This is a genomic window from Flavitalea plasmicola (assembly GCF_030546645.1).
Taxonomy (GTDB): Bacteria; Bacteroidota; Bacteroidia; order Chitinophagales; family Chitinophagaceae; genus Puia.
The window spans coordinates 728,606-746,031 of sequence record NZ_JAUOTO010000001.1 but is presented as its reverse complement, the minus strand read 5'-3'; the positions used below and the strand labels follow the sequence as shown (position 1 = coordinate 746,031).

Annotated in this window: 14 protein-coding genes; 5 read left to right on the top strand and 9 right to left on the bottom strand. The window is 53.2% G+C overall.

Translation table 11 applies throughout. The features are described 5' to 3' along the window. Positions 1 to 133: 133 nt before the first annotated feature. Positions 134 to 1,798 carry an alpha-glucan family phosphorylase gene (gene glgP / locus Q4E93_RS02870; RefSeq protein ID WP_303582581.1) on the bottom strand — a complete coding sequence of 555 codons (1,665 nt, stop codon included), beginning with the start codon at positions 1,796 to 1,798 and terminating at the stop codon, positions 134 to 136. 161 nt (positions 1,799 to 1,959) lie between these two features. On the opposite strand from glgP, the gene Q4E93_RS02865 reads away from it, so the two are divergent. Next, entirely contained in the window at positions 1,960 to 2,799 is an 840-nt protein-coding gene (locus Q4E93_RS02865; protein ID WP_303582580.1) for an energy transducer TonB, read from the top strand. 110 nt (positions 2,800 to 2,909) lie between these two features. On the opposite strand, the gene Q4E93_RS02860 is transcribed toward Q4E93_RS02865, so the two are convergent. The 3 genes from Q4E93_RS02860 to Q4E93_RS02850 are packed head-to-tail and all read right to left on the bottom strand — an operon-like array spanning position 2,910 to position 5,076. Further along, positions 2,910 to 3,947 carry a zinc-dependent alcohol dehydrogenase family protein gene (locus tag Q4E93_RS02860; RefSeq protein WP_303582579.1) on the bottom strand — a complete coding sequence of 346 codons (1,038 nt, stop codon included), beginning with the start codon at positions 3,945 to 3,947 and terminating at the stop codon, positions 2,910 to 2,912. Further along, positions 3,928 to 4,857 carry a CHAD domain-containing protein gene (locus Q4E93_RS02855; protein ID WP_303582578.1) on the bottom strand — a complete coding sequence of 310 codons (930 nt, stop codon included), beginning with the start codon at positions 4,855 to 4,857 and terminating at the stop codon, positions 3,928 to 3,930. Before Q4E93_RS02855 ends, Q4E93_RS02860 begins: the two co-directional genes overlap by 20 nt. 9 nt (positions 4,858 to 4,866) lie before the next feature. Beyond that, a complete protein-coding gene (locus Q4E93_RS02850) occupies positions 4,867 to 5,076 on the bottom strand; it encodes a YgaP family membrane protein (RefSeq protein ID WP_303582577.1) in 210 nt (69 codons plus the stop codon). A gap of 202 nt (positions 5,077 to 5,278) precedes the next feature. Here Q4E93_RS02850 and Q4E93_RS02845 point away from each other — a divergent pair, with 202 nt between their 5' ends. After that, positions 5,279 to 5,833, top strand: coding sequence for a flavodoxin domain-containing protein (locus tag Q4E93_RS02845; protein WP_303582576.1), 555 nt, complete (start codon positions 5,279 to 5,281; stop codon positions 5,831 to 5,833). A 28-nt stretch (positions 5,834 to 5,861) separates the two neighbouring features. Next, positions 5,862 to 7,247: an oxygen-independent coproporphyrinogen III oxidase gene (hemN, locus tag Q4E93_RS02840; RefSeq protein ID WP_303582575.1), complete on the top strand. Its 1,386-nt coding sequence runs from the start codon at positions 5,862 to 5,864 to the stop codon at positions 7,245 to 7,247. Positions 7,248 to 7,336: 89 nt separating this feature from the next. On the opposite strand, the gene Q4E93_RS02835 is transcribed toward hemN, so the two are convergent. After that, positions 7,337 to 8,158 carry a universal stress protein gene (locus Q4E93_RS02835; protein WP_303582574.1) on the bottom strand — a complete coding sequence of 274 codons (822 nt, stop codon included), beginning with the start codon at positions 8,156 to 8,158 and terminating at the stop codon, positions 7,337 to 7,339. 193 nt (positions 8,159 to 8,351) lie between these two features. Here Q4E93_RS02835 and Q4E93_RS02830 point away from each other — a divergent pair, with 193 nt between their 5' ends. Both Q4E93_RS02830 and mgtA read left to right on the top strand, forming a co-directional pair. Beyond that, a complete protein-coding gene (locus tag Q4E93_RS02830; RefSeq protein ID WP_303582573.1) occupies positions 8,352 to 9,173 on the top strand; it encodes a universal stress protein in 822 nt (273 codons plus the stop codon). 11 nt (positions 9,174 to 9,184) lie between these two features. Continuing rightward, a complete protein-coding gene (gene mgtA, locus Q4E93_RS02825; protein ID WP_303582572.1) occupies positions 9,185 to 11,737 on the top strand; it encodes a magnesium-translocating P-type ATPase in 2,553 nt (850 codons plus the stop codon). Here the strand turns inward: mgtA and ftsH are convergent. The 4 genes from ftsH to Q4E93_RS02805 are packed head-to-tail and all read right to left on the bottom strand — an operon-like array spanning position 11,692 to position 17,422. Further along, entirely contained in the window at positions 11,692 to 13,620 is a 1,929-nt protein-coding gene (gene ftsH, locus Q4E93_RS02820) for an ATP-dependent zinc metalloprotease FtsH (protein ID WP_303582571.1), read from the bottom strand. The two genes, mgtA and ftsH, sit on opposite strands and share 46 nt — an antisense overlap. 16 nt (positions 13,621 to 13,636) lie before the next feature. Further along, positions 13,637 to 15,637 (bottom strand): hypothetical protein, encoded by a 2,001-nt coding sequence (locus Q4E93_RS02815; RefSeq protein ID WP_303582570.1) that lies wholly within the window; start codon positions 15,635 to 15,637, stop codon positions 13,637 to 13,639. Further along, the gene (locus Q4E93_RS02810; protein WP_303582569.1) at positions 15,634 to 16,653 is read right to left on the bottom strand and encodes an MlaD family protein; all 1,020 of its coding nucleotides are present in this window, start codon (positions 16,651 to 16,653) and stop codon (positions 15,634 to 15,636) included. Before Q4E93_RS02810 ends, Q4E93_RS02815 begins: the two co-directional genes overlap by 4 nt. Continuing rightward, positions 16,646 to 17,422 (bottom strand): ABC transporter ATP-binding protein, encoded by a 777-nt coding sequence (locus tag Q4E93_RS02805; RefSeq protein WP_303582568.1) that lies wholly within the window; start codon positions 17,420 to 17,422, stop codon positions 16,646 to 16,648. The genes Q4E93_RS02810 and Q4E93_RS02805 overlap by 8 nt, the downstream gene beginning before the upstream one ends. Positions 17,423 to 17,426 lie beyond the last annotated feature (4 nt).

Sequence of the window (17,426 nt, the reverse complement as noted above, 5' to 3'; positions counted from 1 at the left end):
TGGCAAATAATTAAGGGGGAAGGATTATGCGGGCATAGCCCGCTTTTCTGCCAGCATAAAGATAATGCCGTTGCATTAGACTATAAAATAATGAACTGGAAATTAAATAATAACACCTAACCACCCGGGGCCTTTATTCACGTATGTCTTCCCTATTGTATAATTTCTTATAATATTCGGCCGCCATCCGACCGCTGTCAAAAGTTGGCACGATATCCCGCATGCCATTCTTTATGATCTCCCGCCAGCTGGCCGGGTAGTCATAATACATGGGGATGACCTCTTTTTCCAGGAGGTTGTACAGGCTGATCGCATCTGCATCGTCCTGCTGATGTTCCGGCAGCGAGGGATCCGAAGGCGGAATGACAAAACAATTGCGCTTGTCCCTGGCAAATTCGGGGAACCATCCATCCGGCAGGGAGAGGTTGATGGCGCCATTCATGGCGGCCGTCATGCCGCTGGTCCCGCTGGCTTCATGCCCCATGCGCGGGAGGTTTAACCATACATCAGCACCCTGCTTCAACATTTTAGACAGCTTCAGCTCATACCCCACCATCACCGAACAGTTGGCATACGATTTACAGGCGTTGACGATCTTATCAAATACGCCGATCGCTGTATAATCCATGGGATAGGGTTTGCCCGCCCAGATGATCTGCACCGGTCTTTCCCTGTTGTTCACCAGCCTGTCGAACCTGTCCATGTCACGCAGCAGGAGGTCGGCCCTTTTATACCCCGTATATCTCTTAGCAAAAACGAGGGTAAGCACGTCCTTTTTGAAGATCTCCCCATTCTGATCCGCCACCAATTCAAACAGCTGCTCCTTGCAAGCGAGCTTCCTTTTCTGCAATGCTTCATCATTATTGGCAGACAAGGCCTTATACATTTCCTTATCAGACCAGTACGTGTAGTTCTGCGCGTTGGTGATCGACAGGATCGGACAGATGTCCGGATGTTGCTTCCACATCCTGTGCAAGGTCTGCTGATGAAGCCGGGAGACGCCATTGGCCACTCCCGACATATGCAAAGCGGCCATTGTAAGATCCAGGACGCCATTTTCGATATGGGTTATGGACCTCACCTCTGTGACGGGAATATCGCTGAAGAAACTGGCTTTCTCCAGCAGTCGTACATCGCTCTTTGGATTACCTCCCTCTTCAGGGGTATGATTGGTGAATACCAGCTGCTGTTTCACCTTTTCCAGGTTCTTGTGCTTGCTGTATAAATAGAATGCCAGCGGCAGGCCATGGGATTCATTGAGGTGGTAGACCTCGGGCTGCCATTGCAGCTCTTCCAGCAGCCTGGCCCCTCCTACTCCCAGCAAGATAGCAGCCGCGATCCTTGTCTCGGGATTGAAATCGTATAGCTTGTGTGAAATGGTATTTGCGAGATAGTCATTCTCCGGCAGGTTGGTGCTCAGCAGGAAAAGGGGGGCAGTATTGAAAACTTCAGGTGGAAGGTACCAGGCGGTGACCCAAACGTCGTGCTGGAAGATCCTGATGGCAAATTTGATATCCGTCGGCTGCAGGAAACCGTACACCTTTTCCTCAAAAAGGATGTCCATGGTCTGATCGCTCTTACGCACCTGGTCATAATAACCGTATTTCCATAAGATCCCGATGCCTACCAGGTTTTGCTTTAGTTCGAAGGCGCTGCGCAGGTAAGACCCTGCGAGGAAACCCAGTCCGCCGGCGTAGATCTTCAAGGGCTGATGAATGGCATATTCCATGCAGAAATAGGCCACCCGCCTGGAATACCCGGGGGCGGGCGTATATGGATGTTTGAATGTGAATGGCATACCTGCCAAGTTAAACGTCTGGCCCATGCCGGGCGATGATGGAACTCAGTCATTGTATTGATTGAGATCATTACGTGCGGGGTCAGCGGTCATAATAACGGCACCGTCTTGTCATTAGCTTTGATATCACGAGATATTATTCATCAAGAAATATAATTATCATGGAAGCCAATAAAGTACTACACAGCAGTATCCTGGACATCGTATTTGATGGCAGGAACAAGGAATATGGCGCCTATGACCTGAGAAAGAATTATAACAAACGCCTGTTGGCGTCGCTTAGCGCAATGATGGGCGTCACGGGCCTCCTTTTCGTCATCTTCTTCGTCGTTCAGAACAACGGCGGGACGAAAAAAGAGGTCATGATGGTAAAGGACGTGCAGCTGGAGCAGGTCGTAGAAGAGAAGAAGAGCGAACCCCTGCCACCGCCGCCTCCGCCGCCGAAAGTCCCCCTCCAAAAAATTGAGATCACGCGATTTACGCCTCCAAAGATCGTAAAGGACAATGAAGTAAAAGAGGAGGACAAACCTCCTGTCCAGGAAAAGCTGGAAGACACCCGCATCGGGACGATCAACCAGGAAGGGATCAAGGATGAGGGGATCACTGCCCCCCCTGTCTCGGATGCAGGAAAGGGCGTGGTGGAAGCGCCCAAGGCAAAGGTTGTCGAAGATTATGACAAGACCTTTACCAAGGTGGAGATCGAGTCTGAATATCCCGGCGGACCGGCGGCATGGTTGCGATACCTCAATAAGAATTTTCACTATCCGGACGATGCGCTGGCCAATGAGATCCAGGGAGTAGTGATGGTACAGTTCATCGTGGATAAAGACGGGAACGTAAGTGACGTACAGGCAGTCAGCGGTCCGGAAGAAGGCGGTCTTCGGGCGGAGGCCATCCGGGTCATCCGCAAGAGCGGAACGTGGATCCCCGCCATACAGAACGGACGCAAGGTCAAGTCGTACAAGCGGCAGCCTGTAATTTTTAAGATTGCATCCGCCTGACAGTGCCGACAGGTCTGGCAACCGTCGGGACAGCAATATGAAAGGGGCCGGATAGATATCCGGCCCCGCTTGCTACTAATGCTTACTAAAATTCCTCTGAAAAAACCAAATTACATCACGAGCACGGCGGCCCCGCTGACGTCCCCTTTCCTGAATGCCTCCAGGGCCTCATTGGCCTGGAGAAGGGGAAAATGTTGTATTTCGGTCCGGATGGGTATCCGGGGGGCGAGGTCGAGAAAGTCATGGCCATCTTTCCGGGAGAGATTCGCAACGGACCGGATGATCCTTTCCTCCCAAAGAAGGCGGTAAGGGAAAGAGGGAATATTACTCATATGGATGCCGCCGCAGACGACGACGCCTCCTTTATCGATGGATCGCAGGGCCAGGGGGATCAACTCGCCGGCCGGCGCGAAAATGATCGCGGCATCCAGCAAAGCAGGCGGAACATCGGAAGCACCTCCTGCCCAAACTGCGCCCTGGGCCAGTGCAAATTCCTGTGCCCTGCGGTCTCCGTCCCGGGTGAAGGCATACACTTCAATGTGCTGGTGTCTGGCTACCTGTATGATAATATGGGCGGCAGCGCCAAAGCCATAAATACCCAGTCGCGTTACGTGTGGGCCGATCATTGTGTAGGAGCGGTAGCCTATGAGGCCGGCGCAAAGCAGCGGCGCGCCGGCGGGGCAGGCATACTGGCTTCCCATCTGAAAACAATATTGTTCATAGGCGACGGTGTATTCGGCATATCCGCCGTCAATCGTATAACCTGTGAAAAGCGCATTTTCGCAAAGGTTCTCCTGTTGCCGGAGGCAATACCGGCAGGCGCCGCATGTATATCCCAGCCAGGGTATGCCCACCATGTCGCCGGCCTTCAGCGTAGTGATGTTCCTGCCCGTGCGCACCACGGTTCCAACGATCTCATGTCCCGGGACCAGCGGAAGCTTGGGATGAGGCAGCTCGCCATCAATCACGTGCAGGTCGGTGCGGCAGATGCCGCAGGCCATTACCTTTACCAGGACTTGTGTCGGGCCGGGCTTGGGGACGGCAAGCGTTGAAGCTGCCAGTCTGCCGCCTGCCTTTTCAAGTACCATTGCCTGCATGACAGCAGGAATTATGTCCGTCTGCGTCTGTTCAGTCGACATGTAATTCATATGACGCGAAGTTTTGATTGATGGGAGCTGAAGAGGTTACAGGTTCGGGGAGATTTACCGGCCCAGGAAGGTTGGCCGGTTCCAGAAGGTTAGCCGGTTCCGGAGGGTTTGCAAAAACCTGTTCGATCTTTTCCAGCAGGATCTGCTTGTCATGGAGCCAGATACCACTGGCCACCTCCAGGAATTTCGCGGATTGAGGGCACGCGGAAAGGAGGAAGCTTCTATCTTTCAAAAGGGTCAGTATAATGCATATATCGTGGAAATCACCCAGCAAGCGGCCCCGGGAAGATAGCTCCTCCTGTGATGGCAGCCCGTTGGATTGAGCCTGTCTAAAAATTTTTTCCGACAAATAAGGCCAGACATAAAGTATATCTTTCAGCTCTTTGCGTATAGCATGGATGCGCTGTTCGTCCTGAAGATCTGCTGCCGCGGGTGACAGGAAAGTTTTCGCTTTTTGCTGCAGGAATTTCTTTCCCGCCTCATCGGTGGCAGCAGCAGGAGAAGGTGCGCTCCACTGCTTGCTTTTCTTTCCAAAAGGACGGGGATTCTTCAGGAAGAGGAGCATCATGTCAGCGGCCGTATTGATACGATCGTCCAATAAAGCAATGCACGATGCCGGCAGGCCAAGATGCGCCTGCACGGCAACATTTTCCAGGGCCTTTCGCTGCAGCTGCAGGTTGCGGATAACGCCCGTCATCGCATAAAATGTCTTCAGCTCCCGGGGCAGCTTTGCCTTAACGGATGAATGGCTGACCGAAGCAGCCAGACGAAGCAAGGCCCGAAGCTTCTTCACTTCCAGGCGGAAGCTGTGAACAGGCTCTTCAGCAGGACCACTGGCCAGGGCCTTGCCCAATTCTCCGCATTTTTGATAGTGGTGCCTGATAGCGACATGCAGTTGTAAGTGTCCCATATTAAAATATCATGCTTTTTTCAGTTTGCAGGTGTTGATGCCAAAAACCTTATACAGGGGACAAAAGCCGACAAAGCTGGTGATCAGGAAAATACCTGCCAGTACCAGCAGGACAGCGCCGATCGTTCCAGTGATGATGCCCAATGAATATAAGATAACGGCCAAGCCGGCGGCGACGATCCGGAGCGCCCTGTCTACATCGCCCATATTCTTTTTCATAATGAGTCTTTTTACATTTTTATAAAGGTTGACATTATCCTTCAGAAAATAAATGATCCTCATCATCCGGGGATATGAGAAAAGCCGGGGTATATGCTGTTAGTGGAGGAGTATGCAGCAGGAGATCAAAGTCAGCCATCAGCCTGACACAGGTCATAGTGTCCCGGCAATGCGTCGGCTAGATTCGTACAAAATATTCATTATGTCGTTGAACAAGAAAGGAGCGGTGATATTCAGCAGCCGGTATGGCTCCACCCGGCAATACGCGGAATGGATCGGGCAACAGCTGCAAATACCGGTGATGGACGTCGATGAGCTTTATCCCGCGGCATTGGAGGGATTCGACTATCTGGTGCTGGGCACACCCGTCTATATAGGGAAAATGCTGATAAAGGGCTGGCTCCATCGTCATCTGGCAAAATTGCAGACGAAGCAATTAATGCTCTTTGTCGTATGCGGCACCTCGTCCTCGGAAAGGCAAAAACAGGAACAGATCGTCAGGGACAATGTTCCGGAAGATCTGATCCCTATGGAAAATATCTTTTTCCTGTCCGGAAGGCTGACCATCCGGGAACTGTCCTGGAAAGACAGGCTGATGCTTAAAATGGGAGCAAGGCTGGAAAAAGACCCGCAGAAAAAAGCTGCCATGTTACATGATATCGACGGGGTAAAAAGAGAAAATATCACCGGCGTCGTCAACAGCGCGATAACCATGGTCAGGTCCGGGGCTGACTCCCGTCATGTTCCTGTAGGGTAACTGCTGCTATTTTTACAAAAAATACCATATGCAGGCTGAAAACTCCCTGTCCGACAAGTATAATATCCCTGTGCCCCGGTATACCAGCTATCCCACCGTGCCGTCCTGGAAGGAAGGCATCGATATAACGTCCTGGAAAGAGGGGTTTTCCAGGCAATTCATCGCGGGAAATGCCAGCGACGGGATCAGCCTGTATGTTCACCTTCCTTTTTGCGAATCACTTTGTATCTACTGTGGCTGCACGAAACGGATCACCACCAACCATTCGGTGGAAGAAACGTACATCCAAGCAGTCCTGGCGGAATGGGAAATATACCGGTCGCTGATGGCCGGGCCGCCGGTGATCAGGGAACTCCACCTCGGCGGAGGGACGCCGACCTTCTTCTCACCCGGCAACCTGTCCCGGCTGATCGAAGGCATTTTGAAAGGAGCTGTCCTTCACGCACAACATAGCTTCAGCCTGGAAGGCCACCCGAACAACACCTGCCGCGAACACCTGGATGTTCTATATGCGCTTGGCTTCCGGCGGATCAGCTATGGCGTGCAGGATACGAACGAAGAAGTGCAACGACTGATCCATCGTATCCAGCCTTTTGAGAACGTACAAAGAGCCACAGGGGATGCCCGTGAAGCAGGCTTCACTTCCGTGAATTTCGACCTCATCTATGGTTTGCCCGGACAAAGCCCCGACAGGTTACACCGGACGATCGCGCAATCGCTGACCCTTCGCCCCGACCGGGTGGCCTTCTATAGCTACGCGCATGTGCCGCAGGTAAGTTGTAATCAACGGCTCATCGACGAAAAGCTCCTGCCATCGGCGCCGGAGAAGCTGAGCCTTTACAACAAAGGGCGTGCAATTTTCATGGGCCATGGTTACACCGACATCGGCATGGATCACTTTTCCCTACCCACAGACGAGCTTTATCATGCCTGGAAAGCGGGTGACCTACACCGCAACTTCATGGGATACACGGTTCAGAAAAGCAGCTTGCTGCTGGGGCTGGGACTGTCGGCCATCAGTGATACCGGGGATGCTTACGGACAGAACAGTAAATCGCTTACTGATTATTACCGGGCTATATCAGCAGGCGTGCCAGCCATACGGAAAGGATATTTCCTACAGGAGGAAGACAAGGTCTTTCGCCGGCATATCCTGGATATTGCGTGTATGGGGCAGACCACGCTCCTTCCGGCCTGGTCCAGCCTCCTGGAAGAATGGACGATCCCGCAGCTGCGGGCGCTGGAGCGGGATGGCCTCGTCTCCTTACATGAAAACGAAGTAAAACTGACCGAAACAGGCCGGCCTTTTCTCCGGCACGTTTGCAAGGCATTCGATCTTCACCTGCTTAGAAGCGAACGGGCCCGGGGCAACGCTACAGGCGTTTGCAGACCTGCCTTTGCCGCATCCATATAATTTGGCGCATCTATAAAAGAACCGGCCCGGGGTTGACCCGGGCCGGCATAGTGTACGAATATTTACCATTTTATGAAAAGTCCCATTTGTCAGGCATGAATGCTCATGATGGGCACGGTGCTGGCACGCGCTATCTTCTTGGCATGGCTTTGATGGAATTCGAAGAAATTATGCTTCTTTGGAAACACCAGCAGCATGTCGGCCGGGTGCTCTTCCAGGTAGCTGCTGATCCCTTCCTCGACCTTGTCGGTCTCCACGAAATGGACCTCCGGCAGGATGCCCCGGACACATTCCTTCCATGCTTCCACCTCCATGATGCTATTGGTATTCGCCTGCTGTCCCCGCGAATTGATATTCAACACTTCAAAGCTGGAATTGAAAATATCCTTCAGTTCCCGCAGAAAAGATGGTTTGACGGGAATCCCTGCCGCCATGTCACCGAGATCACAGGCCAGCACGATCTTACTGATCTTTTTGAATGTCGCGTTCTCCGGGACGACGATGAGGGGATACGGCAGATGCCGGATGGCCGCCGCCAGATTGCTCCCCGTCAACGCTCTTTCCAGCGAGCTGCCGGAGGCGCCCATCACCACGACGAATGGCTTTTTCTCCAGGCAGAATTCCTCTATCTTATATTCCACGGAACCCACTTCCATATGGGTGAAGATATTCACTTTGGCATCCGTTCTTTTTACCAGCTCTTCCCACAGCTGTTTCAGGGATACGGCACCGGCTTCCTGCATCTCGTTGAATACATAATCATTGACCGGAAATTCAGCCACGCTAACGGGCAGTTGGAGCACATAATACAGGTGAAGGTCTGCCTGGGCCGCCAATGCCAGGTCCGCGGCATAGCGCGCTGCATTATTGGAATTAGGGGAAAAATTGACAGGGGCTACAATGGTACGCATAGGTTGTTTGTTTTATGCTAAGTTACCTCGCGGACCGGTGGGGATGAATGACCCCGGTGTTCCCCGTTCATGAGAATGGTCATGACAGGGGCAGGCCCCTCCTGATCAAAGTCATTTATGAGCCTGCATCAGGTCAGGACCGGAAAGCGGTATCGATACTACTTTTACCGGACACCATTCAAATATTATAATTATGAAAAGAATACTATTCGTAAGCACGGGAGAAAGCTTTCCCAAAGGGGCCTTCACTTTCCTCCAAACCCTTTTAGAGCAGGAATCTGCCTGCCTGACGGGACTGTTCTTCTGCCCGCTGGACTATTCGCTCCTGGCTTCCGCCAGTTATGTTCCCACCAGCGCACCGTATGTTCATGTACGGGAAAAGGAAGAAGAAATAGTGGAAAGGAACAAAAAGCGGTTTACGCAGGAATGCGTGGCACAACACATCAAGCATCATATCCATGAGAATACGGAACGATGGGATAAGACCTTATTCGCCAAGGAGAGCAGGTTTTCGGACCTGGTGGTCCTCAGCGGAGAGCTCTTCTGCGAAGACTGGGAGGCCAGGCAGCCCAACCTGTTCCTGAAAGAAGCCCTGCATGCGACGGAATGCCCGGTCATCGTCGTTCCGGAATCATATGAGCCCATCCAGCGCCTTGTCATCGCTTATGATGGCAGCAAGGATAGCCTCTTCGCAATCAAGCAGTTCTGCTACCTCTTTCCTCAATATACCGAGCTGCCTACCGAAATGGTCTATGCAAAGAACGAAGCTTCGGAACATATCCCGGACCTGGACAACCTCAAACATTTCTCCCGGCTTCACTTCAGCAGCATGGGATTCTCCAAGCTGCATTTCAATGCGGCCCATTATTTCGCCAGCTGGGTAGGAGAGAAACCGTCATCCATGCTGATCACCGGATCTTTCGGCAGGTCATCCCTGTCCTATGCGACGAAGAAAAGCTTTGCCGGGCAGGTGATCGGAGATCATGGTATGCCCGTCTTTATTGCTCATACCTAAACTTCATCATTGTGGCAAGCCCGAAGATCGCCGACTACTGGAGCTGCACGGAAGAGGAGCTTCTGGGGAGGCTAAGCTGTGGCCGGGAGGGGCTCAGTTCAGCAGAGGTGGTCCGCAGGAGGAAAGATACGGGCCCCAATACCTTAAAGGCAGCCACCCGCAGCGGTGGCTTCTTTCTTTTTCTCCGGCAGCTGAAAAGCCCCGTCACCCTGATCCTGATAGGTGCGGCCATCCTGTCTTTCTTCCTGGGAGAAAAGACGGATGCTTTCATCATCCTCACCATCATTTTCACCGGGGCCGTGTTGGGCTATTACCAGGAAAAAGGGGCAGCCCGGTCATTGAGCCGGCTGCTGCAACTGGTCCAGGTAAAAGTCCTTGTGTTACGGGAGGGCGTTCAACATTCCATCCCGCTGGAAGAGATTGTTCCGGGGGATATCATTTATTTAAATGCCGGGCAGACGGCGCCTGGCGATTGCCGGCTGCTGGAAAGTAAAGATCTCTATGCCAATGAGGCTTCTCTAACGGGAGAAACCTTTCCGGCAGAAAAAAAATGCGGGCGGGTGGCTTCCACGGCGGGGTTGCAGGAAAAGATCAATGTCCTGTTCATGGGTACCCATGTCATCAGCGGAACAGCAACTGCGGTGGTAGTGCATACGGCCGCCGACACCGAATTCGGGGCCATTTCCCAGCATCTGAGGCGGCTGCAGCCAGAGACGGAATTTGAAAAGGGCATCCGGCGATTTGGCTATCTGCTCATGGAAATCACCTTATTGCTGGTGGTCATTATCTTCTCGTTCAATATTTTCCTGCACAAACCATTGCTGGACTCCTTTCTTTTTTCGCTGGCAATTGCCGTGGGGCTGACCCCGCAGCTGCTGCCTGCCATCATCAGCATCAACCTGGCGAGAGGCGCCACCGATATGGCGAAACATGCCGTCATCGTAAAAAGGCTCTCCTCCATCGAGAACTTCGGGAGCATGAACATCCTCTGCACCGACAAGACGGGGACGATCACAAAGGGAGAGATCGTCGTATACAAAGCATTGAATTATGCAGGCGTTGAAGACCAGGGAGTATTCCGCCTGGCTTACCTGAATGCATTCTTCGAATCGGGTTTTTCCAATCCCATCGACCTTGCCATTAAAAGTTATGCGAGCCCCGATATAGCCGGCGTCGTCAAACTGGACGAGCTGCCGTATGACTTTATCCGTAAGCGCCTCAGCATTCTCGTACTGGAAAACGACACGCGCATGCTGATAACGAAAGGGGCTTTCGACAAGGTGCTGGACGTCTGCAGCCATGCGCAGGATGAGGGGGGACATCTGGTAAATGTGGAGACCGTCAGAGCGTCCCTTATGCATCAATTTACCTTACACAGCGAAGCTGGCTACCGGGTGCTTGGTATTGCCTTTTCACGACCCGGGGCCAACGAAGGTTCCCTGGAAAAAAATGATGAAAAGGAAATGGTCTTTGCCGGCATGCTGCTGCTGACAGATCCGCCGAAAGAAGGAATTTCGGCCACATTAGCAGAACTGCACGCCCTGGGCATCTCGGTTAAGGTTATAACAGGCGATAATGCTTTAGTGGCGCGGCAGGTAAGCCGGCAGGTGGGGCTGGAGGAACCCGTGATCCTCACAGGCCCCCAAATAAGGGAAATGAGCACGGAAGCGCTGATCCGGCAAGCCGGGGGCGTCAATATCTTCGCGTCCGTAGAGCCTAACCAGAAGGAAAGGATCCTGCTTGCCCTTAAAAAAGCGGGTAATGTAGTGGGTTATATGGGCGACGGCATCAACGACGCGCCTGCGCTCCACAGTGCGGATGTGGGCATTTCCGTACATGGAGCAGCGGATGTTGCCCGAGAAGCTGCTGACATCGTGCTGCTGGGTAACGACCTGGAAGTGCTCGTACAGGGAGTGAAAGAAGGCAGAAAGACTTTTGCCAATACGCAGAAATATATTTTCATGGCGGCCAGCGCCAATTTCGGAAATATGTTCAGCATGGCGGGCGCCAGCCTGTTCCTACCTTTCCTGCCTTTGCTTCCCAAGCAGGTGCTACTTACCAACCTCTTGACGGATATTCCCGAAATGACCATCGCCGGCGATACGGTAGACGTTTCCATGGTACAACAGCCCCACCGCATGGATATTGCATTTATCCGGAAATTCATGCTGCTCTTTGGCATCATCAGCTCCATCTTCGACTATATTACTTTCGGGGTGCTCTTGTATTGGCTGAAGGCAGGAACTGCGGAGTTCAGGACGGGGTGGTTTATAGAATCGGTGACTTCCGCCTCGCTGATCGTCCTGGTGGTACGCACCTCCGGCGTATTTTTCCGCCAACGGCCTGGAAAATGGCTCATGCTTTCCACCACCCTGGTCGTCGTTACTACGCTGGTGTTACCGTTGACACCACTGGCCGGCCTGCTGGGCTTCACCACCCTGCCGTGGAAATTTTATGGTTCCCTGAGCGCCATTGTGGTATGCTATATAGCTACGGCGGAGATAGCCAAGCGTTTCTTTTACAGAACGCGACGCCCCAGCAACAATTCGAGGTCCTCTTTGTAGACCGTTTCCTTTTCCAGCAATTGCTTTGCAAGTGCATCCAATTCGGGGCGGTGCTGCTGCAGGATACTGGTCGTACGCTGGTAAGCGTCGCCGGTGACTTTGCGTACCTCCTCGTCGATCATCCTGCCTGTATCCTCGCTATATGGTTTTTGAAACGCATTTTCCGTACTGCTGGCGGAGTCATAAAAGCTGATGGGCCCGATCTTCCTGTCAAATCCATAATAAGCCACCATCCTGTAGGCTTCTTTCGTCACTTTTTCCAGGTCATCCAGCGCACCCGATGACACCTCGCCGAAGACGATCTCTTCTGCTGCCCGGCCGCCCAGCGCCGCGCACATGTTTTCCGTGAATGTTTCCGCAGTCCTGAGCTGCCGCTCCTCCGGCAGGTACCAGGCGGCCCCGAGTGACTTACCCCGGGGGATGATGGATACCTTCACCAGCGGATCTACCCGCCGGAGCAGCCAGCTTACGATGGCATGGCCGGCTTCATGATAGGCGACCCGTTTTTTTTCCTCGGGAGATATGATCTTATTCTTTTTCTCCAGGCCCGCGACCACCCGGTCGATGGCATCCAGGAAATCCCGTTTTTCGACTATGCTGCTTTTCCTTCGGGCGGCAAACAAAGCCGCTTCATTGCAGATGTTGGCGATGTCCGCCCCTGAGAAACCAGGCGTCTGTGCAGCCAGGAATGACGGTTCGATCATCTCGCCTCCCAGCTTCAGCGGTTTGAGATGCACTTTAAAAATAGCTGCTCTTTCCGTGATGTCCGGCAATTCCAGGTAGATATGCCGGTCGAACCTGCCGGGGCGCAGGAGCGCAGGATCCAGCATGTCCGCCCTGTTGGTGGCCGCCAGCACGATGACGCCGCTGTTGGTGCCAAAGCCGTCCATTTCTGTCAGCAACTGGTTGAGGGTGCTTTCTCTTTCGTCATTTGCGCCTGAGAAGAACGCATTTTTTCCCCGCGACCTTCCTACTGCATCGATCTCATCTATGAAAATGATACAGGGCGCCTCCTCTTTTGCCCGGCGGAAAAGATCGCGTACCCGGGACGCTCCCACGCCTACGAACATTTCTACGAACTCGGAGCCGGACAAAGAAAAGAAAGGCACCCGCGCTTCCCCCGCCACGGCTTTTGCCAGCAGGGTCTTGCCTGTTCCGGGGGGGCCGACGATGATCACTCCCCTGGGTATCTTTGCTCCCAGGCTGGTATAGATATCCGGCGCCTTCAGGAAATCGACGATCTCCTTCACCTCCTGTTTCGCCTCTTCCAGGCCCGCCACATCATTGAAGGTGACATTGCTGGTATCTTCCTTTTTTTGAAGCGTGGCAGTGGAACGTCCGAACCCGAATGGCGACATGCTATCCCCGCCGGGTGAACCATAGCTCTTTGTCAGCTGGCGCCAGAGAAAGAAAAGCAAGGCCAGCGGCAGCAGCCAGCTGATGAGATTGATAAATGGATGGGTACTCTTCGAATATCCCAGCTTTATTTTGTTTTCAGGCGCCAGGCCTTTCTGGGCATCGTCCAGCTTTCTTTCGAAAGATTCCACAGAGCCGATGGCCAGCGAATAGTGAGGCCCTGCATTGATGCGCTGGCCACCCCGGGGCTTCATCACGGGCCTGAAGAAGGGGTCGTCCGCCAATTCATTCTTAATATATACTTCGGCCACTTCTCCGTTGATCACGTCGATGCTATCGGCGGCATGCCGGGCCAGGATATTCTTTTCGAAGTCGTTCCAGATGATGGGCCTGGGCGAACTGCTGCGGTAGTCCTTCAGGAAATACAGCAGCATGGCGACTAAAGCAGCCGCCACATACCACCACCCTGCCCGGAATTTCCGCCTGGGAGCTTTGCCGTTCTCTTTCCTTCCGTTGTCTTGTTGCATATACTATTTTTATTCTTTACCCTCTTTGTCTCAGGAAATTCCTGATCCGCATCCCGCTTCTTTTACGATGCATTTCAATGGTATTTAACGTGCTGATCTGGTGAGGATCTGTTGCCAGCTGCCACTTACCTTCTTCGTGACGCCACCATCCGCCATCTCTATGCGTAAAGACATCTCCGATGGTGTCTGTGTAAAAAGGAGCGGCCGGCGGCCGGCTGATCCTGTCAGGCCGGTAGCGATACAGGTTATTGACATAGGTAATATTTTCCGCCCGCCGGATGTCCTGTTCGTACAGACCATGGCCGCTGAAATGATGCCAGATATAGGGCGGCTGATAGGCAGCAGAGCCCCACCAGCCCGTACTCCATCCATTATTTCCCACGGCGCTGCCGAACCATTCGGGGTCCAGGCTGGCGCCCAGGCACCATCCGATCCAGGGGTTGTATGACATACCAAACCCCCAGGTCCATGGTCTGGGAAAGCAGGCATTTTTCGACCAGGCCGGATAGGACCATCCCGTGCCATAGACCAGGGTCGGCCCGCTGATATAGGCATTGAGGTAGCCGGCAGTATAGCCGGCATAGACATAGTTCGGGTCGGAGCCGAAGATGTATGCGTATTTACAGAAATATACTGGGCAATCGGGGGGAATGAGATCCACCTGTGTTGGCCTTTCCGTGCAAAGCGTCCAGGGTCCTGACGGGTTGCCGGCACTGAACCATACGCCCTTGTCCACACAGTAATAGTTATGCTGATCCTTTAGCACAACGGCAGCGGTGTTAAGGGCATAGTGCAGCCGGGTGCCGGCGATAGCGGCGAATTTCGGCGGCCCGTCATAGCTGACGGACGTTGCGGCTTCAGCACGGGATATCACTGCGGTCTGGGGAAGCAATGCATCTACGATAGCTTCCCTGGCGGCATCTGTTCCTGCCACGCTGGCCAGCACGTTGTCCTTGGGAGAGCCTTCCGGGATCCTGGCAAAATCAGCAGGCAGGGCATCGGCCGGAACGAACTGCCAGGGTCCGTTGAAGCCCGCGGCGGTGAACCAGCGACCTGAAAGGAGAACATAGTACTTATGGAGTGCACTGTCCAGGAAGATGTCGTTATTGGTGTTCGACACGTACCGCAGGCTGGTGCCGGCAATGCGTGTGAAAACCGGCTCGCCCCTCGTCTGGATGAGCTCGGCAGGCGGAGCGCTTACAATAATGTCCTCCACGATGCCTGCTCCTTCGCGGATTGTGTCCGTATGTTCAGAAGCGGACTCCATCGCCAGCCGGAAAGCTTCCTGCACCCGCTGCATGTCGGGAGCGATATAGCCCGTGTAGTTGTATGGTCCTGTGCCGACGGGGCCGATGTACCAATGACGAGCCCCATACAAATAGAACCACCCATCCTCGGATTCCATAATGATATTGGGTGTGTTGATTATCATGTTGACCCCCCATACGGGATGACGCTTCATTTTGGGCAGGCCGTCGATCAACGCCAGGATCGAGGGGCGGGTGGCGACGATGATGCGGGGCGGGTCATTCCTGTACTGCCGGGCAAACCGCCTGCCTTCTTCATCTTCCTGTAATGGCAATGCGCTCACCAGCTCATCCAGCGGAATATCGATGGATGCCGCCGGGATCCCGCACTCGATCGTCTCTTTAAGGTATTCCGTTTTGGCCGAATCAGGAGGACCGGAAATACGCAGCGATAAGACATTTGCCACCAACACGAATACCTGGCGCTGATCCTTGTCGATATCCACCATGGTAAGGGCCTGGAAAGATCCATAACCCGGCAAATCCTTTCCTTTTTCCACGTAAGTAAAAGCCGCTTTGAAGCGCAGGATATTCCCGGAAAATGAATCTGCCTGCGGCTGATAGATATAGAGAATCCCCCCGTCCGCACCGACAATGCTGCGCGGCCATTCACCCTGGGCTTGCAGCACCGTAGCTGTTCCCAGCATGGCAGCGACAAGCAGGATAGTCTTCCAGCGATGATGGATGAAGCAAGCGTTCCTGTATCTCATCTCGTAACGGTATTAACGGTCTGTTTCTTCTTTTGCTTTTCCAGTCGCCTGAAATAACCCCGGAAAAGAAAATTATGTTTCAACGCCTCCATGTTCTGGTTGAAGCCATCCGTTCCTTTTTGGATATTGTCGAGACTGGCATTCAGCTTCATGACGATGAGAGAATCCCGCAGCAAAGCATTGGCGGTGCCTTTTCCGTTGGCAACGTCCTCCTTCAGCTGCAGCACCAGATCATCCAGATGGCTGACAAGATCACGCGCCCCCTGGCCCGCCTGGTCGATGGTCGTGGTGGCCCGGTCCAGGTCGCGGTAGAAGCCCGTGTCCCTGAGCAGCTGACCGATGGACCCCCTTCCTTCTTTCGTTTGGGCAATGATCTCCCGAATATCCCGGGTGAAAGTCTGTGTGTTCGCGGCGGCCTGATTGATATGCGCCAGCGATGTCCGGACATTAAGAGACAGACCACTGTCATTCAACAGGGACCATAACGCCGCGCTGTTGGTGATCCTATGGGCGGCGTTCTTCAGATCTTCGGAGACATCGGCAATATTTTTATTGGTACGGCTGAGCGTCTGCAGCATTTCATCCGTATTGACATTTTTTTGGGTAGCCAGCATGACGTCCTCCTCCACTGCCGGGGCGGGCGACGACGAGGGTATGATATTGATGATCTTATTGCCCATCAGCCCTTCGGTGCCGATGGAGGCAATGGCATTGCGGTGCATGAAGGGCTTTACTTTTTCATCTATCAGCATGGTGACCTCGATCGTGGTGTCGTTTAATATTTCAATTTGCTTTACTGTGCCGACCTGTATGCCGGAGAACCGGATATTGTTGCCTTTCATCAGTCCACTGATATTGGTGAACCTTGCTTTCAGCCGAAAGTTGGATCCGAAGAGATGCTGGTTCTTGCCTACGCCGTACAGCGTCAATATCAGCAGCAGTAAGCCCGCCAGCACCAGGAACCCCAGCTTGATATTATTTTTTGTTTGCGCTTCCATGATAAGATTATTATTCAAAAAATTGTTTTACCGCCGGATCGGTGCTCCGGCTAAGCGCTTCATAGGTCCCGGAACAATAGTTCTTTCCGTCCATCAGCAATACGATCTTACTGGCTGTCAGCTTCACACAATGCATATCATGTGAAATAATGATGGAGGAAGTACGGTATTTGGCCTGCAGCTCGACTATCAGCATGCTGATCTCCTTTCCCGTCACGGGGTCGAGCCCTGTGGTAGGTTCATCATACAAGATGATCTCGGGCTTCAGGATCAGGGTCCTCGCCAGGGCGACGCGTTTTTTCATGCCTCCGGAAAGCTCTTCGGGCATCATGTCGATGGTATGGGCCAGTCCTACATTTTCCAAAGCTTCCAGCACCATCGCGTCTATCTCGTCCCGCGAACTTTCGATCCAGTGTCTGCGCAGCGGGAATTCAAGGTTTTTCCTGACGGTCATGGAGTCGTAAAGCGCATTGCTCTGGAAAAGGAAGCCGACGCGGGCCCTCATCTTGTCCATTTCGTCGTGATCCAGGCTGGTGATGTCTTTATCCAGGACCACGATGTTCCCGCTGTCCGCCTTCAACAGCCCCACGATACATTTGATGAGCACAGATTTACCGACGCCGCTGCGCCCCAGCACGACCACGTTCTCCCCTTTTTCCACGGTCATGCCGAAATCATTCAAAACGACGTTGTCGCCAAACCGCTTACAAACATGTTCGATAAAGATCACGGGAGTCTGCTCAGCCGGATCGGATTTGGTCGTTATATGTTGTGTCGCAGTTTCCATTTCC